The organism is Pantoea sp. FN0302 (genome assembly GCF_050113775.1).
Taxonomy (GTDB): Bacteria; Pseudomonadota; Gammaproteobacteria; order Enterobacterales; family Enterobacteriaceae; genus Mixta; species Mixta alhagi.
Genome location: NZ_JBNJSM010000003.1, coordinates 362,210 through 381,187 on the forward strand (window position 1 = coordinate 362,210; position 18,978 = coordinate 381,187).

17 protein-coding genes are annotated in these 18,978 nt (G+C 58.0%); 11 read left to right on the forward strand and 6 right to left on the reverse strand.

Annotation, left to right across the window (positions count from 1 at the left end; all coding sequences use genetic code 11):
* Positions 1-17 precede the first annotated feature (17 nt).
* The 8 genes from mdcA (at position 18) to mdcH (ending at position 7,079) form a co-directional block, all read left to right on the forward strand.
* Positions 18-1,673, forward strand: a complete 1,656-nt coding sequence (gene mdcA, locus ACQE32_RS14640) for a malonate decarboxylase subunit alpha (protein WP_426973518.1) — start codon at positions 18-20, stop codon at positions 1,671-1,673.
* Positions 1,673-2,533, forward strand: coding sequence for a triphosphoribosyl-dephospho-CoA synthase (locus ACQE32_RS14645; RefSeq protein WP_426981965.1), 861 nt, complete (start codon positions 1,673-1,675; stop codon positions 2,531-2,533). Before mdcA ends, ACQE32_RS14645 begins: the two co-directional genes overlap by 1 nt.
* Before the next feature lie 7 nt (positions 2,534-2,540).
* Positions 2,541-2,840 (forward strand): malonate decarboxylase acyl carrier protein, encoded by a 300-nt coding sequence (gene mdcC / locus ACQE32_RS14650; protein WP_085070106.1) that lies wholly within the window; start codon positions 2,541-2,543, stop codon positions 2,838-2,840.
* The gene (locus ACQE32_RS14655; protein ID WP_250650875.1) at positions 2,833-3,666 is read left to right on the forward strand and encodes a biotin-independent malonate decarboxylase subunit beta; all 834 of its coding nucleotides are present in this window, start codon (positions 2,833-2,835) and stop codon (positions 3,664-3,666) included. Before mdcC ends, ACQE32_RS14655 begins: the two co-directional genes overlap by 8 nt.
* A complete protein-coding gene (mdcE, locus tag ACQE32_RS14660; RefSeq protein ID WP_426981967.1) occupies positions 3,663-4,463 on the forward strand; it encodes a biotin-independent malonate decarboxylase subunit gamma in 801 nt (266 codons plus the stop codon). Before ACQE32_RS14655 ends, mdcE begins: the two co-directional genes overlap by 4 nt.
* Before the next feature lie 127 nt (positions 4,464-4,590).
* Positions 4,591-5,550 (forward strand): AEC family transporter, encoded by a 960-nt coding sequence (locus ACQE32_RS14665; protein WP_250650873.1) that lies wholly within the window; start codon positions 4,591-4,593, stop codon positions 5,548-5,550.
* A gap of 3 nt (positions 5,551-5,553) precedes the next feature.
* Positions 5,554-6,177, forward strand: a complete 624-nt coding sequence (locus tag ACQE32_RS14670) for a malonate decarboxylase holo-ACP synthase (RefSeq protein ID WP_427022011.1) — start codon at positions 5,554-5,556, stop codon at positions 6,175-6,177.
* A complete protein-coding gene (gene mdcH / locus ACQE32_RS14675; protein ID WP_427022012.1) occupies positions 6,177-7,079 on the forward strand; it encodes a malonate decarboxylase subunit epsilon in 903 nt (300 codons plus the stop codon). The genes ACQE32_RS14670 and mdcH overlap by 1 nt, the downstream gene beginning before the upstream one ends.
* Here the strand turns inward: mdcH and ACQE32_RS14680 are convergent.
* The 4 genes from ACQE32_RS14680 to ACQE32_RS14695 form a co-directional block, all read right to left on the reverse strand.
* A complete protein-coding gene (locus ACQE32_RS14680) occupies positions 7,045-7,995 on the reverse strand; it encodes a LysR family transcriptional regulator (RefSeq protein ID WP_426973527.1) in 951 nt (316 codons plus the stop codon). The two genes, mdcH and ACQE32_RS14680, sit on opposite strands and share 35 nt — an antisense overlap.
* A gap of 155 nt (positions 7,996-8,150) precedes the next feature.
* Positions 8,151-9,401, reverse strand: coding sequence for an aromatic amino acid transport family protein (locus ACQE32_RS14685; protein ID WP_426973528.1), 1,251 nt, complete (start codon positions 9,399-9,401; stop codon positions 8,151-8,153).
* Between the two features lie 18 nt (positions 9,402-9,419).
* Positions 9,420-10,874 (reverse strand): NAD-dependent succinate-semialdehyde dehydrogenase, encoded by a 1,455-nt coding sequence (locus ACQE32_RS14690; RefSeq protein ID WP_426973529.1) that lies wholly within the window; start codon positions 10,872-10,874, stop codon positions 9,420-9,422.
* On the reverse strand, positions 10,871-12,139 hold the full coding sequence (locus ACQE32_RS14695) for a 4-aminobutyrate--2-oxoglutarate transaminase (protein WP_426982044.1): 1,269 nt from the start codon (positions 12,137-12,139) through the stop codon (positions 10,871-10,873). Before ACQE32_RS14695 ends, ACQE32_RS14690 begins: the two co-directional genes overlap by 4 nt.
* 117 nt (positions 12,140-12,256) lie before the next feature.
* Between ACQE32_RS14695 and ACQE32_RS14700 the strand changes: the two genes are divergently transcribed.
* Positions 12,257-13,753, forward strand: coding sequence for a PLP-dependent aminotransferase family protein (locus tag ACQE32_RS14700; protein ID WP_427022013.1), 1,497 nt, complete (start codon positions 12,257-12,259; stop codon positions 13,751-13,753).
* A gap of 203 nt (positions 13,754-13,956) precedes the next feature.
* Entirely contained in the window at positions 13,957-16,794 is a 2,838-nt protein-coding gene (locus ACQE32_RS14705; RefSeq protein ID WP_427022014.1) for an EAL domain-containing protein, read from the forward strand.
* A 42-nt stretch (positions 16,795-16,836) separates the two neighbouring features.
* Here ACQE32_RS14705 and ftnA read toward each other — a convergent pair whose 3' ends face one another.
* Positions 16,837-17,349, reverse strand: a complete 513-nt coding sequence (gene ftnA / locus ACQE32_RS14710) for a non-heme ferritin (protein WP_427022015.1) — start codon at positions 17,347-17,349, stop codon at positions 16,837-16,839.
* 25 nt (positions 17,350-17,374) lie between these two features.
* Here ftnA and ACQE32_RS14715 point away from each other — a divergent pair, with 25 nt between their 5' ends.
* Positions 17,375-17,560 carry a hypothetical protein gene (locus ACQE32_RS14715; protein ID WP_426973533.1) on the forward strand — a complete coding sequence of 62 codons (186 nt, stop codon included), beginning with the start codon at positions 17,375-17,377 and terminating at the stop codon, positions 17,558-17,560.
* Positions 17,561-17,639: 79 nt separating this feature from the next.
* Here the strand turns inward: ACQE32_RS14715 and ACQE32_RS14720 are convergent, their stop codons facing one another.
* Positions 17,640-18,956, reverse strand: coding sequence for a methyl-accepting chemotaxis protein (locus ACQE32_RS14720; RefSeq protein ID WP_426981971.1), 1,317 nt, complete (start codon positions 18,954-18,956; stop codon positions 17,640-17,642).
* Positions 18,957-18,978 lie beyond the last annotated feature (22 nt).

An 18,978-nucleotide genomic window follows, 5' to 3' on the forward strand; every position in this document is an offset into this window, starting at 1 on the left:
AAGCCAGGAGGTTAGCCATGTTGCCTGAAGCATCGGCAGGCCGCGTCTGGGATACGCGTCGTACAGAGAAACAGCGACGCATCGCGTCTCTCTCTATCCCAGGTAAAGTTCTGCCCACTCATGATTTACCCACCGTTCTGGAAAAACTGATTGCCCCCGGCGACCGCGTGGTGCTGGAAGGGAATAACCAGAAACAGGCCGATTTTTTGTCACGTATGCTGGCAGAGGTTAATCCGCAAAAGGTACACGATCTGCATATGATTATGCCGAGCGTCAGCCGCAGCGAGCATCTTGATATTTTTGAAAAGGGCATCGCCCGTAAGCTCGATTTCTCTTTCTCCGGCACGCAAAGCCTGCGCATTTCGCAGCTGCTGGAAGATGGTCAACTGGAAATCGGTGCTATCCACACTTACATCGAACTTTATGCCCGTCTGTATGTTGATCTGGTGCCGAACGTAGCGCTGGTGGCGGGCTTCAAGGCTGACCGCCAGGGCAACCTTTATACCGGTCCCAGCACGGAAGATACGCCCGCGCTGGTCGAGGCCGCCGCTTTCCGTAACGGTATCGTTATCGCTCAGGTCAATGAGCTGGTGGATGACGTTAGCGATCTGCCGCGCGTCGATATTCCCGGATCCTGGATCGATTACGTGGTGGTAGCCGATCAGCCTTTCTTTATAGAGCCGCTGTTTACACGCGATCCGCGCCTGATCAAACAGGAACATATCCTGATGGCAATGATGGCGATCAAGGGCATCTACGCCGAACATCAGGTGCAGTCGCTGAATCACGGTATCGGTTTCAATACCGCCGCCATTGAACTGCTGTTGCCGACCTGGGGCGAACAGTTGGGGCTGAGAGGCAAAATTTGTAAACACTGGACGCTGAACCCGCATCCAACATTGATTCCAGCTATTGAAAGCGGCTGGGTAGAAAGCATTCACAGCTTCGGTAGCGAACTGGGCATGGAAAATTACATTGCCGCGCGTCCCGACATCTTCTTTACCGGCTCGGACGGTTCAATGCGATCCAACCGCGCCATGTGTCAGCTGGCCGGTCAGTATGCGGTGGATATGTTTATCGGCTCAACGCTACAGGTAGACGGCTACGCCAACTCCTCAACCGTAACCCGTGGCCGTCTTTCCGGCTTCGGCGGCGCGCCGAACATGGGTCACGATCCCCATGGCCGTCGCCACGCCACACCGGCCTGGCTGGCAATGATCGACAAGCCCGATCCCATGGTGCGCGGCCGCAAACTGGTGGTGCAGATGGTGGAAACCTTCCAGGCGGGCGGCAAGCCTACTTTCGTCGAGAAGCTGGATGCCGTTGATGTGGCGAAAGCCTCCTCAATGCCGCTGGCACCGGTCATGATTTACGGCGAAGACGTTACTCATGTTCTTACCGAAGAAGGTATCGCTTACCTCTACCGCGCCGAGTCAATGGAAGAACGTCGGGCGATGGTGGCTGCGGTAGCCGGGATTACCGATATCGGTCTGGGCGTTGATGCTCAGCGCGTCGCGAAGCTGCGTCAGGAAGGCAAAATTGCCTGGCCGGAAGATTTAGGGATTCGACGTAGCGAAGCCAACCGTTCTCTGCTGGCCGCAGGTAGCGTGGCGGATCTGGTGGAATGGTCAGGCGGTCTCTATAACCCACCGGCTAAATTCCGGAGCTGGTAATGGCAACCCAACCGCAACTCTCACCGCAGCGTGCCGAAACGCTGGCTTTACGGCTGGCGGAACAGGCCAGGGCCGCTCTGATCGCCGAAGCGCGTTTAACGCCGAAGCCGGGCCTGGTTGACGGGCGCGGCAGCGGGGCGCATCAGGATTTAAATCTGGCGCTGATGGAGCGATCCGCCTGCGCGCTGGAGCGGACCTTTTATGCGCTGGCGCTGCACAGCTGGCTGCGTCCAGCGGATATTGCGCTGCGTCAGCAGGTCGGCGAACTGGGGCGCGCTGGCGAAGCGCAAATGATGGCCGCTACGCAGGGCGTCAATACCCATCGTGGCGCGATCTGGGCGCTGGGACTGTTGGTCAGCGGTGCGGCGATGCTGGATGGCAAAGCTGAGGCCACCGCTATTTGTCAGGCTGCCGCCACGCTGGCACGTCTGCCGGACGATCGCGCGCCGCGCAGCTTCAGCAAAGGGTTGCGGGCAACGCAGCGTTATCGGGTTCCCGGTGCGCGTGAAGAGGCGCAGCAGGCTTTTCCGCATATTTCCCGGCTCGCGCTGCCCCAGCTTCGTCGCAGCCGTGCGGCTGGCGCAGCGGAAGCGGAGGCGCGCATTGACGCTCTGATGGCGATCATGACCTCGCTAAGCGATACCTGCGTGCTGTCACGCGCGGGTCTGACCGGCCTGCAGGCGATGCAGCAGGGCGCACAGCAGGTGCTGGACGCAGGCGGCTGTGCAATGCCCGTCGGACGCCAGGCGCTGGCCCGTCTCGATGCCGCCATGCTGCAGCTCAACGCTTCGCCAGGCGGAGCAGCTGATCTGCTGGCGGCCACGCTGTTTCTCGATGGTATTTGCTTACCTACAGATTGAGGATGTTATGGAACAAATCACACTTTCTTACCCCGCCACTCGCACGCTGTATGGACGTGCGCTGGCTGGCGTTGTGGGCTCCGGTGATATGGAAGCCCTGTTTGTCGCCGATCAAGGCGAAAGACTGGAAGTCAGCATCACCACTTCCATCGTCAATTTTGAAGCGCGCTGGCGGGCGCTGTTTGACCGTCTCAGCACGCTAACTGAACTACCGGCAGGTCAACTGACGATTCATGATTTTGGCGCTACGCCAGGCGTCGCGCGTATTCGTATCGAACAGGTATTTGAGGAGGCGGCCAATGCGTAACGACAGCAGTTTTATTGAGCTGCGGGCGCGTGAACGCGCACGTCTGCTGCTGGATGAAGGGTCTTACCGCGAATTGCTCGATCCGTTCGACGGCGTGATGTCGCCGTGGCTGCCGATGCAGGGCATTGTGCCACAGGCCGATGACGGCATGGTGGTGGCAAAAGGCACCATTGAGGGCAAGCCCACGGTGGTGATCGCCATCGAAGGCACCTTCCAGGGCGGCAGTATGGGGGAAGTCTCCGGCGCGAAAATGGCAGCAGCGTTAGAGCTGGCGGCAGACGATCATCGCCGTGGCGTGCCCACGCAGGCGGTGCTTTGCCTGGAAACGGGTGGGGTACGTTTGCAAGAAGCTAACCTGGGGCTGGCGGCGATCGCGGATATTCATGCGGCAATCGTTGATTTACGCCGCTATACCCCGGTGATCGGCGTTATTGCCGGTACCGTTGGCTGCTTTGGCGGGATGTCGATTGCCGCTGGACTGTGCAGCTCGCTGATTGTTACCCGTGAAGCGCGCCTGGGGCTGAACGGCCCGCAGGTTATCGAACAGGAAGCGGGTATTGATGAATATGACTCGCGCGATCGTCCATTTATCTGGCGCATGACCGGCGGCGAAGCACGCTATCGCAGCGGGCTGGCCGACGTACTGGTCAATGATGGCGTACATGCGGTGAAAGATGCGGTGACTAAAGCACTGGCGCGTGGCGTTCCGGCGCGGCACCGCACCGATAACTATCAGGCCATGCTGGCACGTCTGAACAAGGTGGATACCACTCAGCAGCCGGAAAGCGAACAAATTCAACAATTTTTTGCGGGGGATGCGTTATGAAAACCAACAGTCGTGGCGAGATTTGGCTAACGCTGCTGAGTCAGGACGCGCCGCGTTTAGGCGGTCTCTGTCCGTCGGTCCAGGCGGCGGATGCCGAGCTGGGCGGTGAAAGCGTGCGTTATATCGCCGTGGTACCCGATGAAAACAACCATTTCCCGCGTGCTGCAGGCGGGGAAGTCGGCCTGCTTGAAGGCTGGACGCTGGCGAAGGTGGTGCAGGAAACCATCGCTGCTGATGAACAGGCGGAGCATAAACGCCCCATCGTGGCGGTGATTGATGTGCCGAGCCAGGCCTATGGTCGTCGTGAAGAAGCCTTTGGTATCCATCAGGCGCTGGCAGCCTCGGCGGCGGCCTGGGCGCAGGCGCGTCTGGCGGGCCATCCGGTTATCGGTCTGATCGTTGGCAAAGCGATGTCCGGCGCGTTTCTGGCGCATGGCTACCAGGCAAACCGGCTGATCGCCTTCAACGATCCTGGCGTCATGATCCATGCAATGGGACAGGCATCAGCGGCGCGTATCACGCTGCGCAGCGTAGAAGCGCTGATCGAGCTGGCCTCTACCGTGCCGCCGATGGCCTATGACGTCAAAAATTTCCAGACGCTGGGCATCCTCGATGAAATGCTGAACATTGCCAAACCTGATGCGCCGGGCGAGCAGGAAAAACAGCAGGTGACCGAGTCGCTGATTCGCGCCATCAAAGATGCGCGTGAGGGCGATCGCACGCTGAAGCATCGTCTACGTGGCGACAACCGCCGCAGCTCTGTGCTGGTACGCGAGCGTATGCGCGCAAATTGGTAATCATGTTAAGACAAACCTGCCAGGTCGATAGTGATGGGCACACGCTGCCCATCCAGAAAAATAGCCTGTAAAAATAATAAACCATCGCACCTGTGCTAATTACAACGCTTTGTTATACAGGTGAAATATGACATACATCATTCTCCACGCGCTTGCCCCAATTTTCATCATTATGCTGTTAGGCTTTATGGCCGGTAAGGCAAAAATGGTGGATAACAAGAACGTTGCTTTACTGAATATCTTTGTGATGGATTTTGCACTGCCGGCTGCGCTGTTTAGCGCTACCGTGCAGACGCCCTGGAGCGGCATTGTTGAACAGATGCCGTTGGTGGTGGTGCTGACGCTGGCAATGTGGATCACCTACGCCGCCATCTACTTTATTTGCATTAAGTGGTTCCATAAGTCGCCGCAGGATGCCGCCGTGCTGACGCTGACGGTTGCACTGCCAAACTATGCCGCGCTGGGTCTGCCGATTCTGGGCAGCGTCCTGGGCGAGTCAGGCAGCACGTCGCTTTCGGTTGCGGTCTCAATTGCCTGCGGTTCGGTGCTGATGACGCCGTTCTGTCTGCTGATTCTGGAACGTGAAAAAGCGCGTACGGCAGGTACGGTGCAGGGCTCGTCGCTGACCATGCTGCCGGTTTTGATGTGGCGCTCGGTGAAAAAGCCGATCGTCTGGGGTCCGCTGCTGGGCGTGGTGCTATCAGCGCTGGGTATTCATATGCCTGATTTGGTGCTGACGGCAATTAAACCGCTGGGCCTGGCCGCTACCGCCGCCGCGCTGTTCCTGACCGGCTTGATCCTGTCGGCGCGTCAGCTGAAACTGAACGGCGCAGTGGCGCTCTCCAGCATCACTAAACTACTGATTCAACCGCTGATCGCCTGGGCGCTGGTGCTGATGATGGGGTTACAGGGTTCGCTGGCGATTACGGCAATTCTGATGATCGCGCTCTCTGCAGGTTTCTTCGGCGTGGTATTCGGCAACCGGTTTGGCGTGCAGTCTCCCGATGCGGAAGCCGCCTTGCTGATTAGCTCAGTGCTCTGTATCGTCACGCTGCCGCTATTTATCTCTTTAACCGCAGGAATGTAATTGATGTTACCGCGTCCCCACGACCTTATCTGGCTTAACGATCCGCAGGCGCTCACAGGTGAACTGCCTGACTGGGTCGCACAGCAGTGGCAGCCTGCGCTGCCACTGGTGGTGCGCCGGGACTGGCACCCGGATGGGCTTATCGCCGTGGGGATCCGTGGCATGGGGCGTGAACGGCGTGCCGCCGCCTGGCTTCCTGCCGGAGCCATTGCGCGCCGCGTGACGCCGGAATCGCTGGTGGATCTCCCGCAGCTGCTGCGTTCCCCTTTTGTTTCACAGCCGCCGGTGCAGGCAACGATCCTGCTGGCGCAGCAGTCATGGCCGTGGCAGTGGGGCGTGACCGGCAGTTGCGGTTATGCGTTGGCGACCGATGTGCCGGTATTGCACAGCGGCAGCGATCTCGATCTGCTGATCCGTGCACCGCAGCCGCTGCCGCCAACCGCGTTTCAGCGCTGGCAGCAGCAGGTGACGCGCCTGCTGTGCCGGGCAGATACCCAGGTGGAAACGCCCAACGGCGCTTTTGCCCTTAATGAGTGGCTGCGCGACGGAAGGGCGCTGCTAAAAACCAACCGGGGGCCGCGGCTGGTTAGCGATCCCTGGCAGGCAAAAATGGAGGATCCGGACTGATGAAAATTTTGTTTATGTTTCCCGGGCAGGGGCCGCAGCATGTGGGCATGCTTCAGGGGTTGCCGGATGGCGAGCACCTGTTGCAGGAAGCCAGCGCGGCGCTAAACGAAGATGCCGTTCAGCTGGACAGTGAGCAGGCGCTACGTCATACCCGCGCCGTTCAGCTTTGCCTGCTGATTGCCGGGGTCGCCTGGGCGCGTGAACTGGCGCGCCAGGGGCTGGAGCCAGATATGGTTAGCGGTCTATCCATCGGCGCTTTCCCGGCGGCGGTGGTAGCCGGGGCGCTCGACTTTGCCGATGCGCTGCGGCTGGTGGCGCTGCGCGGTGAACTGATGGAACAGGCTTATCCGTCCGGCTATGGCCTGACGGCGATCACCGGCCTGCGCCAGAGCGAGATTGACCCCTTGCTGGGCGACTGTTACCTGGCGAACATTAATGCAGCTCAGCAAATGGTGATTGCGGGCAGCGAAGCGGCGATGCAGCAGGTAGCGCAACAGGCGGTGGCGCACGGCGCGCAGAAAGTGCACCGGCTGGCGGTGAGCGTGCCCTCGCACTGCGCATTGCTGGACGAACCGGCGCGGCAGCTGGCGCAGGCCTTTACGCAGGTTACCCTGACGCGTCCGCGCTGTGCTTATCTCAGCGGTAGCAGCGCGCGTTTGCTGTGGCAGCCGCCACAGATCGCTGACGATTTGGCAATGAATATGGCGCGCACCGTGCGCTGGCATGAGGCGATGGAAGCGGCCAACGAACGTGACGTGGGGCTGGCGATCGAAATGCCGCCCGGTGCCGTGTTGACCGGACTGGCGCGTGAACCGCTGACGCGCGGCGATGCGCTGTCACTGGAGCAGGCGGGCGTCGCGCTGGTGCTCAGGCTGGCGACTCAGGCACGCGCTCAGCGTTAGCCAGCACCTCGCGGGCGTACATTCGCCCCTCGGCCACCAGCGCCAGCAGATTGGGATCGTGTTCGCGATTACGATCGAACACGATAGCGATCGACTGGCGCATCTGGTACGGCTCCGCCAGCGGCAGCAGCTGTACGCTGTTTTCATACACCCGCCGCATTCTGCCCGGCACCAGCGCAAAGCCAACGCCTGCCTGCACCAGGCTCAGCATGGAAAAAATATCGTTCACCCGCATCACAATATTGGCATCAAAACCTGCCACGCCGAACGCCTCCTGGAAGCCGTGAAAAGTGGCAAATCCCTCGGCCAGTGAAACAAACTTTTCTTGACGATAATTCCGTAAGTCAGCACTGCCCCCTTCATCCAGCCTGGCCTCGGCAGGGGCGGCGAGATAGATATTATCCTCAAACAGCGGCAGCACCTCATGTCGCCGGGTATCGATCTGGCTGTCATTCACCGACAGTAAAATCGCATCCAGCTCGCCCAGCTGAAGTTTTTCCAGCAGCAGCTGGTTAGATCCCATGGTCAGATCCAGCTCCAGTTCAGGACGGCGCAGTTTCATGCCCATAATCAGGCGCGGCACGGTTTCCAGCGTCAGCGAATAGAGGGTGCCGATGCGCATCCGCTTCTGACCCAGTCCGGCCTTCTGTCGCGCGTCGATAATCCCTTTTTCCATGACATCCACCGCCTCCTGCGCATATTCAAGCAGGGTATGGGCGGCGGCCAGCGGCTTCAGGCTGCGGCCCTGATGGATAAACAGCGGACAACGTACATTCTCTTCCAGCGTATGCAGCGCACGGTGCACGCTGACGTTGCTTAAATCCAGCTGTTCGGCGGTACGGGCAATATTGCCGCTGGCCATAAAGGCGATAAAAATTTCCAGTTTGCGAAAGCTAATATCAGCATCAATTTTCATGCGGTGCCTTGTCTGGTCAATAAATCAGTGAAAACCGGAACAGCATAACGTGTTTAACAAGGCGGAATTTTGATTTCCTCAGTGAATGGTTATAGACCACAGACGGCGAAAAAGCCCGAACCGGCGAGCGGATCGGGCAGAGAAGTAGAAAGCAGTTACCAGCCGGAGGGCAGCAGATTAAACAGCGAGGCGATGGCGTAGATCGCGCTGGCGAGATAGAGCAGCACGATAACGCTTTTGATGATCGGATGGGTCAGCCATGCGCGACATTGCCAGCTCGGCTGCACATCGCCCTGTTTTCGGGCGCTTTGTAAAATCAGCATCGGCATAATCGACAGCACCACGCCGCTGAAAACGCCGGCGATATAGAGCGCGTTGACAAAAGATACCAGCCCGCTATAGGCCAGCAGAAACGGCGGAAGCACCACCAGCAGCATCGCCATTAGCCGCTGACGCGCCGCGCTATCCACCTGCCAGTTAAAACGATCGCCGATATTGGTCAGTAAACTGCCGCCCAGCCCCCAGTAAGAGGTAAGCATGGCGAACAGGGCAAAAATATTAGCGGAGAAAAAGGCCCAGTTACCCAGTGCTTCGCCCCAGCTGAGCGTCGCGACCTCAGAGACATTCGCCAGGCCGTTAAGGGCAATAACCGACAGCGGCACCAGCGCCAGCAGAACAAAGGTTATGGCCATGCCGGTAACGATCGCTTTCGGTAGCTGTTCCGGCTTATTACTGAAGCCCCGCGCCATTTCCGGCACGATGTACTGCGCAGAGAAGCAGAAAACCACCACGTTAAATACCGGGATCATATAGAGCCAGTTGCCTTCCAGCAGATGCGCCAGTTGGGTGACCGGCTGCAGAAAGGTGGTGCCAACCAGCAACAGCAGCATCAGCACCATACAGATACAGATCACTTTTTCGCTGCGGCCGATTGCCTTCAGGCCGAGCCAGAGCACGCCCGCTGCGGGCAGGAAAAAGAGCAGACTGCCCAGCGAAGGCGGCAATCCCAGCAGCGACTGCAGTAGCCGTCCGCTGCCGCTCATATAGGCGGTTAGCGCCCCCAGCGAGTTAACACATACGGAAGCGAACATCAGCCAGCTGCCGAGGCGACCCACATAGCGGCGTGCCAGGCCGCTCAGTTGCAGGTGTGCGCGGGTGCGCAGCGTGGCTTCTGCCACGTAAAGCATCGTTACGGTGGTAAACAGACCCACCACCACCAGCCAGAACAGCAGCGGCATAAAGCCCGCCTTACGGGCGGCGTAGGCGATAGAAAGCACGCCCGCGCCGATATTGGTGCCGACAATCATCGCCACGCCTTCCACAAAGCTTAGCGGTTTGGCCTTTACGCCTGTAGCGCGCGCGGTGGCCGTTTTGGCGGATGCGGGCCAGGATGTTTCGTATGACATGGGAACTCCTTAGTGCGCTCAGGCGCCAGGTGAAGAGATGTCCATACAGAGATATTTGCTTTCCAGATATTCATCGATCCCGGCCTGCGAGCCTTCGCGGCCCAGGCCGGAGTGTTTGATGCCGCCGAAAGGAGCGATTTCATTGGAGATCTGCCCGGTATTCACGCCGACCATGCCATACTCCAGCGCCTCGCTGACGCGCCACTGGCGGGAGGCATTTTGCGTAAAGAGATAGGCGGCCAGACCGAATTCAGTGTCGTTCGCCATGGCGATCGCTTCTGCTTCACTATCGAAGCGGAACAGCGCTGCCAGCGGGCCGAAGGTCTCTTCATGCGCCACGCGCATCTGCTGGGTAACATGGGTTAACAGCGTGGGCTGAAAGAAGGTGCCGCCACGCGCGTCGCGACCGCCGCCGAGCCGCAGCGTGGCACCTTTAGAACAGGCATCGTCAATGTGGCTCTGCACTTTGGCAACGGCGGTATCGTCAATCAGTGGCCCCTGCGTTACGCCGGGCTGGCGACCATCGCCCACCTGCAGTTCACCGATTGCCTGCGCCAGCCGTTCGCTTAATGCCTGATAGATCCCGCTCTGCACGTAAATACGATTGGCGCAGACGCAGGTCTGGCCGCTATTGCGGAATTTACTGAGCATAATGCCCTGTACCGCCTGCTCCAGATCCGCATCGTCAAACACCAGCACCGGCGCGTTGCCGCCCAGCTCCAACGAGAGCTTTTTCACCGTCGGCGCGCACTGCGCCATCAACAGGCGTCCCACCTCCGTCGAGCCGGTAAAGCTCAGCTTGCGTACGCTGTCGCTGGCGCAGAGCGCCTGGCCAACGTTCACCGCGTCACCACAGAGGATCAGCAGCAGATCTGCAGGCAGCCCCGCTTCAGACGCCAGCGTCGCCAGCGCAAATGCGGTCAGCGGCGTCTGTTCGGCCGGCTTAACCAGCATGGAACAGCCAGCGGCCAACGCGGGCGCAACTTTGCGGGTAATCATCGCAGCGGGAAAATTCCACGGCGTAATAGCGGCGCAAACACCCACCGGCTGCTTCAGCACCAGCAGACGCTGTTGCGGCAGTGGAGAGGGCAGAATGGCGCCATCGGTGCGCCGCGCCTGTTCAGCAAACCAGCGAATAAAGGAAGCGGCGTAGCCAATCTCACCTCGTGCCTCGGCCAGCGGTTTGCCCTGTTCGGCGGTCAACAACTGCGCCAGCGGTTCCTGCTGCTGCAGTATTCGTTGATACCAGCCCATCAACAGGTCGGCGCGGGCGGTTGCCGTTTGTTGCTGCCACCGGCGTTGCACCCCAACAGAGCGGGCGATCGCCGCGTTAACCGCTGTCGCATCGTGGGTTTTAACCCAGGCCAGCGGCTCACGCGTTGCCGCATCGGTTACCGCCAGCCAGTTGCCGCTTTGCGGCGTCAGGCTAACGTCAGGATGATCGAGCAGTGCTTTTAGCGGGGCGTTAATCATGCCTGCGCCTCCAGCGCCTGACGCAGCAGCGTCAGCGCACGACGGAAAGTGGTTTCCTCGATGGTTAGCGGATAAAGGAAACGGATGACGTTGCCATGCTGACCGCAGGTCAGCAGCAGCAGCCCCTGCGCCATCGCGTGCTGCTGCACCGAACGCGCCAGTTCGGCATTCGGCTGGCCGTTGGCATCGGCGAACTCAACGGCGACCATGGAACCACGCGCGCGGATTTGCGCCATCGCGGGCAGGGTGCGCTGAGCCTGTTGCAACACCTCTACCAGTTCAGCGCCCAGCTGTGTGGCACGCTGGCACAGCTGCTCTTCATCAATCACGTCGAGAACCGCATGTGCCGCCGCGATGGCCAGCGGGTTACCGGCGTAAGTGCCGCCAAGGCCGCCCGGCGCTGGCGCATCCATGATTTCGGCTCGGCCGGAAACCGCCGATAGCGGCAAACCGCCCGCCAGGCTTTTCGCCATGGTAATCAGATCCGCTTTGACCTCGTAGTGTTCCATGGCGAACAGCTTGCCGGTGCGGGCAAAGCCGCTTTGCACTTCATCGGCAATCAGCAAAATGCCGTGGCGATCGCAGCACTCGCGCAGGCGCTGGAAAAATTCGGCAGGGGCGATATGGAAACCGCCTTCGCCCTGAACCGGCTCCAGCACAATAGCGGCAACATCCTGTGGCGCGATATCCTGGCTGAAAATCGCTTCCAGGCTGGCCATCGCATCGTCAACGCTGATGCCACGCAGTTCAACAGGATAGCGTGCATGGAATACCGAGGCCGGCATCGGCCCAAAATCCCGCTTATACGGCGCCACTTTGCCGGTCATCGCCATGGTCATAAAGGTCCGGCCATGAAACGCGCCGCCAAAAGTAATAATGCCGTGGCGGCCGGTGCTGGCGCGGGCGATTTTCACCGCGTTTTCTACTGCTTCCGCGCCGGTGGTAAAGAAAGCGGTTTTTGCCGGGCCGTTAACCGGCACCCGCTGGTTCAGGCGTTCCGCCAGCGCCACATAGCTCTCATAAGGAACAATCTGGTAAGCGGTATGAGTAAAATGCGCCAGTTGCTCTGTGACCGCAGCGATCACTTTCGGATGGCGATGACCGGTATTCAGTACCGCAATCCCGGCGGCGAAATCGATATATTCGTTTCCTTCCACATCCCACAGCGTGGCGTTTTCCGCCCGCGCGGCAAACCATGAGCACATAACGCCGACGCCGCGTGGGGTAGCCTGCTGTTTGCGATCGTTCAGTGCCGCATTCTTTATGTCCATAGCGTTACCTCATTGTTATCGTTTGTTTACAAAAGGAGCCTGATCACGTTTATTTAGCGGGGAGCCACTGTCGGTGACGAGAGCCATTTGAGAACAACAGGAGGGAGCCAATTGCACAGCCTGTATGGAGATCACCTTTTGCAGCGTCTGCAGCAGGAGACCGAAGGCGCGCTGCATCAGCGTCTGTTTCGCTGTTTGCGTAGCGCGATCGTTGAAGGCGTATTGCCGCCGCACAGCCGCCTGCCTGCTTCTCGCGATCTGGCGCGCGAGCTGGCGGTATCGCGTAATACGGTGCTTAACGCTTATGAACGTTTGCTGGCTGAAGGGTATGTGCAGGCGCGTACCGGCAGCGGCACCTGGGTAGCCGGTACGCTGCCGGACAGCTGCCTGAATGCAGGCGGTGAGCCGGTCCCGGCCCCGGAAGCGCCGTTTTCACCGGTTAAACTTTCCGCACGTGGTGCGGCGTTGTTGGGCTATGCCAGCGCATCGCCGCATCAGTGGGGCGCTTTTGTGCCTGGCGTCCCGGACGTGACCGCATTTCCACATGCGCAGTTCAGCCGCATTCAGGCGCGCCTGAACCGTCAGCCAGAAGTCAATCGCCTGACCTACAGCAGCGCCGGGGGCTGCGAGGCGTTACGCGCCGCGCTGGCGGACTACCTGCGTGTGGCGAGATCGGTGCGTTGCGAGGCCGATCAGATCCTGATCACCGAAGGGATCCATCAGGCGGTGGATCTGGTGTCGCGGTTGCTGTGCGACAATGGCGATCGGGTGTGGATCGAGGAACCCGGCTATTGGGGAACGCGCAATCTGCTGCGCATTAACGGACTCAAGCCGGTGCCGATGCGGGTGGATGAAGAGGGCATCGTGCCGGTTAACGATCGGCTGGCGCCACGGTTGGTATTTGTTACGCCTTCGCATCAATATCCGCTGGGCGCGCATCTGAGCCTGGCGCGCCGTCGACAACTGCTGGCGCTGGCGCGCCAGCACGGCAGCTGGATCGTGGAAGATGATTACGATAGCGAGTTTCGCTTCTCCGGTCAGCCTTTTCCGGCGTTGCAGGGGCTGGAGCCAGACGCGCCGGTGATTTACATGGGCACCTTCAGTAAAACGCTCTATCCGGCGCTGCGCATTGGCTATCTGGTGGTGCCAAAGGCGCTGGTTCATCCGCTGCGTATTGCGGCAGCAGAGCTTTATCGCGGCGGTCATCTGCTAATCCAGCGGGCGCTGGCAGAATTTATCCGCGAAGGCCATTACGTTGCGCATATTCGGCGGATGCGCCTGCTGTATGGCAAGCGCCGTGCTTTTCTGATCGGCCTGATCCAGCGCTACCTCGGTGAGAGCTTTATCCGGGAATTCAATCATGACGCCGGGCTGCATTTAGTGCTTAACCTGCCCGAGAGATGTGACGATGTAAGCATTGCCGCCAGCGCGCTCCGGCGCGGAGTGACGGTGCGGGCGCTGTCGCAATATTATATGCAAGGCCAGACGCGTCGCGGGCTGCTGCTGGGATTTGCCTGTGTAGAAGAGAAGAATATGCTGCCAGCCTTTAACACGCTGCGCCAAATCCTTACCGAGTACGGAATTACCCACACAGGAAATCTGGCTTAATTCTTTTGTTAAGATTATTTCAACAATAAATAGCTGAAAAATTTGTCAGCCTTGCCGATATGTATGGCAACAGTTTGCCCGATAGCTTTGTTTCGGGGAAATTGATAAATTTTTCTTTAGCGTAGCGCTGGTCAGACAGCGATACTACGTTGCCATCGCCAACCCACCCAGATCTCTTATTTGGGCAGCCATCGGGCAACAGGATGAACGAGAATCCAGATACACTTTATCGGCTACTGGTGCAAAGCGTAATCGATTACGCGATCTACATGATCAAACCCGACGGCACCATTGCCAACTGGAACACGGGCGCTAAGCATATTAAAGGCTATTTGCCGGAAGATATCATCGGTAAAAACATCGCCATTTTTTATGATAAAGCTGAACAGTTAAAAGGGGTCCCGGCCAACAATCTGGTTATTGCCGCCAGCCAGGGTCGGCTGGAGACAGAGGGCTGGCGCTATCGCCACGATGGCAGCGCGTTCTGGGCACACGTAGTGATCGATGCCATTTATGCTGACGATCGCACGCTGATGGGATTTGCGGTGATCACCCGCGATTGTACCCAACAGCAGGCGCAGCTTAGCCAGCAGCGCGAGCAGCAGGAAAGATTCCGTCTGCTGGTTGAGGGCGTTACGGATTACGCTATCTATATGCTTGATATTGATGGGATGGTGGTGAACTGGAACGCTGGCGCTCAGCGTGCCAAGGGCTATACGGCGGATGAGATTGTCGGGAAACATTTCTCCGCTTTCTACAGCCTGCAGGAACGCATGGCCTATATTCCGGAAAAGAATCTTCAGACCGCTTTTCGCACCGGCCGTTTTGAAGATGAAGGCTGGCGCTATCGTAAAGATGGCAGCGCGTTCTGGGCGCATGTGATTATCGACGCCATCCATGATGATAACGGCAAGCTGATCGGCTATACGAAAATCACCCGCGACTGCACCGAGCAGCGTGAGCTACAACGCGAGCGGCGCGCAGAAGAAGAAAAATTCCGGCTGCTGGTGGAAAGCGTCACCGATTACGCCATTTATATGCTGGATCCGGGCGGCCACGTTGTGAACTGGAACACGGGCGCCCAACGTGCCAAAGGCTATACGGCACAGGAGATCCTTGGTCAGCATTTTTCGCTGTTTTACAGTTCGCAGGAGCGTCAGAACAAGACGCCGACGACCAACCTGAATATTGCGCGCACCACAGGCCGCTTTGAGGATCAGGGCTGGCGCTATCGTAAAGATGGCAGCGCGTTCTGGGCGCATGTGGTGATCGACGCCATTCACGACGAAAACGGTAAGCTTATAGGTTACGCCAAAATTACCCGCGATATTACCGAGCGGCGTGAATATGAGCAGCAAATCCTGCGCGCCAAAGATCTGGCGGAAGCGCAGAGTGAACGTATGACCGCCATGTCGCGCTTTCTTGATACCATCATCAGCAGCATTCCTTCCTGCGTGCTGGTAGAAGATGCCGTTTCACGTGAGATCCTGCTGGTAAACTGCAAGACCGAGCAGTTGTTTGGCGTTGAGAAAAACAGTATGCAAGGGAAAAAGCCGCATGAGTGTCTGCCGCCGGAGCTGAGCGACTACTTTAACGTGCTGGCGGATGCGGCCTTGCGTAGCGAAAGGATCCATCAAAGCGAACGTCAGCTGATCACCGCAAGCGGCGAGCGCATTCTGCATACCCGGGCGGCCACGGTTCGCGGCGGCGATGCGCGTACCCAATATGTGATGCTGATTGTCGATGACGTCACCGATCAGCGCGCCGCCGATGCACGAATTCATCATATGGCGCATCACGATTATCTGACCAGCCTGCCCAACCGCATTCTGTTTCGTCAGCGGCTAAACGACGCGTTACGTCAGGGCGAGCGGCAAACGGCGGCGCTCTGTCTTGATCTGGATAACTTCAAAAACGTTAACGATGCGCTGGGGCATCAAATGGGTGACGAGCTGCTGCGCGTGATCGCCAAGCGCCTGCGTGCCGTGCTGCGTGAGCAGGATACGCTGGCGCGCATCGGGGGTGATGAGTTTGCTATTGTGCTGCCTGGCCTGAGCAACCAGCAGGAGGCGAGCATGGTAGCGCAGCGATTAATCGAGATAGTGCGTCCGCCAATCAATGTGGATGGACATAATTTGTCGGTGGGGCTGAGCATCGGCATTGCCTTTGCCGATGCCGAGCTGGCTTCACCTGAGCAGCTATTGCGCTGTGCCGATATGGCGCTGTATGAAGCCAAGCGCAACGGACGTAACCGCTATGAATATTTTACTCAGGAGATGGATGTTCAGGCGCGGGCGCGACGCTGCATGGAAAACGATCTGCGCGAGGCGATCACCGAAAATCAGATGCGGCTCTATTATCAGCCGATCACCAACAGCGAACAGCATGCGATTATCGGCTACGAGGCGCTGATGCGCTGGCATCATCCCTCAAAAGGGCTGATTATGCCGGCTGAATTTATTCCGCTGGCGGAAGAGACCGGACTGATCCATAGCCTGGGCGCATGGGCCCTGTATGAAGCGTGCCATGAGGCAAAAAAATGGGCGGGCGGGCAAACGGTATCGGTTAACCTCTCTCCGGTGCAGTTTAAAAACAGCACGCTGATTTCACTGGTTGAAGGCGCGCTGCGTGAGTCAGGACTGGAGCCATGGCGGCTGGAGGTGGAGATCACCGAGTCGGTACTGCTGAATGATACGCTGGGCAATATTCGCACGTTGCAAAATCTGAAGGCGCTGGGGGTGCTGATTGCGCTGGACGATTTCGGGACCGGCTACTCTTCGTTAAGCTACCTGCGCTCGTTCCCGTTCGATAAAATCAAAATCGACCGTTCGTTTATCAATGATATGAGCGACAGCCGTGAAGCGTTGGCGATTATCCGTGCGATTACCGGCATGAGCCGCAGCCTGGATATTCAGATCACCGCTGAAGGTGTGGAGAGTCGTGAGCAGTTCGATAAGCTGAAGGAGGAGGGATGCACGCTGTTTCAGGGCTACTTCTTTGGCCGACCGCAGCCGTCTGAACTGCGGTTAACGGTGCTGTAATCGCCGCCCCGACGCGGCGATTCGCGTCGGAGCAGTCATACATCAAGCGGTTGGACCGTGGCTTTCATCATCCATTTTCGCCAGATCTTTATCCACAAAGAACAGGCCTTTACCGCTGTTGCCCACCAGCGCCAGCTTATCCAGCACCGATTTAAACAGTTTCTCTTCTTCATGCTGTTCCGCAACGTACCACTGCAGGAAATGGAAAGTTGAGTAATCCTGAGTAGTCATCGCCGCATGCGCCAGTTCATTGATTTTACGGGTAATCAGCTGTTCATGCTCATAAGTTTGCTCAAACACGTCTGCTAAAGAGTTAAAAGCCACCGGCGGTGCAGCAATGCTGCCTAACACCGGCATCGCGCCGGTATCGCTGAGGTAATCAAACAGGCGCTGCATATGCTCCATCTCTTCACGCGAATGAGATTTCAGAAAGGCCGCCGCGCCTTCAAAACCTTTGTCGCTGCACCAGGCGCTCATTTGCAGATACAGGTTTGCGGAATAGAACTCCAGGTTGAGCTGCTCGTTTAAACGCGCGGTCATGTCATTGGTCAGCATAGTGATTCCTCAGAATAGGGGGCAGATGAAAAGTGTTGTGCTGAATTATGCAGCAAAGCTGCTGAAAGGAGTATGCTTTTTTGTTTTTAATTTACTGATTTTAAAGATAATTAATTCACTATCTGAATGCGGCTTATTCGCATTTTCAGCCGCATTTGCCATGCCTGCCGTTGCGCTGATGCTGCTTTCACGCCGTATAACGATGCTGTAGTGGTAAGGACGCGGATGCTGGAAAACGGCGGCGGGCACCTGTCCCGCCGCCTGAATCAGATCAACGGCAGTTCGGGTAATTAGGCTTCTTTTAGCGCCTCGGCGACATGGCTGATGGCACTGACGACCTCCGCTGCGCTGTGACGGATTTCAGCAATCACCTCTCCCGCTTCCTGCGCCAGCTCCACGCCGCGATCGGCGCGCTGAAGATTGGCTTCGATGCCGGTTAGCGCTTTATTCGCCAGCTGATTATTATCCCGTACCATTGTTTCAATCTCGTTGGTGGCCTGGTTAATATTTGCCGCCAGCGCGCGCACTTCATTGGCTACCACGGCGAAGCTGCGTCCGTGCGCACCGGCGCGGGCGGCTTCAATCGCGGCATTCAGTGCCAGAAGGTTGGTTTGGCTGGCAATATTGCGGATGGTTTCCACAATCAGGCCGATACGATCTGACTGGGCGCTCAGGCTGGAAATATCGCCGGAAATGCCGTGAAGCTCGCTCGCCAGCCCGTTGATATTCTGCACGCTGCTTTCCACCACGGTTGCGCCGAGGCGCGTGCTTTCATCAGTACGTCGCGCGGTTTCATAGGCTTGATGCGCCGCGTCGCGCTCCAGCTGACTTTTCTCCACCTGCGCGGTGACGTTAGAAGCGAACTTAACGATCTTATACAGCCGGCCCTCTTCATCAAAAACCGGGTTATAGGTGGCGCGCAGCCACAGCGGACGGCCCTGTTTATCAATACGATGAAACAGGCCGGAAATAAAATCGCCCTGGTTGAGCTTCTGCCAGAATTTTTTGTATTCCGCGCTGTTACGTAGCTCAGAGGTACAGAACATTCGGTGGTGTTGCCCAACCACCTCCTGTTCACGGTAACCGGTTGTTTGCAGGAAGTTTGCGTTAACCTTCAGCACTTCTCCTTCAAGGTTAAACGTAATCACCGCCATTGAACGATCGATGGCTGCGGTCATTGCACGTTGCTCCTGGGCCTCCAGAACATCAGCGGTGATATCTGAAGCCAGCTTGATGATTTTCACTACTTTGCCGCGACGATCGCGCACCGGGACATAGTTAGCCTCCAGCCAGACCGGATGCCCCTGTTTGTCCAGGCGCAAAAATTTATTGCTGAAACTCTCACCGCGCTGTAATCGCTGCCAGAAAGAGAAATATTGCGGCGAGTTAATCAGATCTTCCGGGCAAAATATCCGGTGATGTTTTCCAGCGATCTCATTGAGACGATAGCCCATCCGCTGCAGAAAAAGAGCGTTGGCGGAGAGAATGGTGCCGTCGGGCTTGAACTCAATGATCGCGATTGCCTGATTTAATGAGGCAAGCGTGGCCGCTCCTCGCGGCTGTAAGGCAAAACGAGAAGCAATTCCTGATGCAATAGTACTGAACATGGTGAACCTTTATTGTGTTATG

Bases quoted from the DNA above. Each gene is read 5' to 3' on its own strand.
- mdcA (WP_426973518.1), top strand. From the start codon at position 18: ATGTTGCCTGAAGCATCGGCAGGCCGCGTCTGGGATACGCGTCGTACA.
- ACQE32_RS14645 (WP_426981965.1), top strand. From the start codon at position 1,673: ATGGCAACCCAACCGCAACTCTCACCGCAGCGTGCCGAAACGCTGGCT.
- mdcC (WP_085070106.1), top strand. From the start codon at position 2,541: ATGGAACAAATCACACTTTCTTACCCCGCCACTCGCACGCTGTATGGA.
- ACQE32_RS14655 (WP_250650875.1), top strand. From the start codon at position 2,833: ATGCGTAACGACAGCAGTTTTATTGAGCTGCGGGCGCGTGAACGCGCA.
- mdcE (WP_426981967.1), top strand. From the start codon at position 3,663: ATGAAAACCAACAGTCGTGGCGAGATTTGGCTAACGCTGCTGAGTCAG.
- ACQE32_RS14665 (WP_250650873.1), top strand. From the start codon at position 4,591: ATGACATACATCATTCTCCACGCGCTTGCCCCAATTTTCATCATTATG.
- ACQE32_RS14670 (WP_427022011.1), top strand. From the start codon at position 5,554: ATGTTACCGCGTCCCCACGACCTTATCTGGCTTAACGATCCGCAGGCG.
- mdcH (WP_427022012.1), top strand. From the start codon at position 6,177: ATGAAAATTTTGTTTATGTTTCCCGGGCAGGGGCCGCAGCATGTGGGC.
- ACQE32_RS14680 (WP_426973527.1), bottom strand. From the start codon at position 7,995: ATGAAAATTGATGCTGATATTAGCTTTCGCAAACTGGAAATTTTTATC.
- ACQE32_RS14685 (WP_426973528.1), bottom strand. From the start codon at position 9,401: ATGTCATACGAAACATCCTGGCCCGCATCCGCCAAAACGGCCACCGCG.
- ACQE32_RS14690 (WP_426973529.1), bottom strand. From the start codon at position 10,874: ATGATTAACGCCCCGCTAAAAGCACTGCTCGATCATCCTGACGTTAGC.
- ACQE32_RS14705 (WP_427022014.1), top strand. From the start codon at position 13,957: ATGAACGAGAATCCAGATACACTTTATCGGCTACTGGTGCAAAGCGTA.
- ftnA (WP_427022015.1), bottom strand. From the start codon at position 17,349: ATGCTGACCAATGACATGACCGCGCGTTTAAACGAGCAGCTCAACCTG.
- ACQE32_RS14715 (WP_426973533.1), top strand. From the start codon at position 17,375: ATGAAAAGTGTTGTGCTGAATTATGCAGCAAAGCTGCTGAAAGGAGTA.
- ACQE32_RS14720 (WP_426981971.1), bottom strand. From the start codon at position 18,956: ATGTTCAGTACTATTGCATCAGGAATTGCTTCTCGTTTTGCCTTACAG.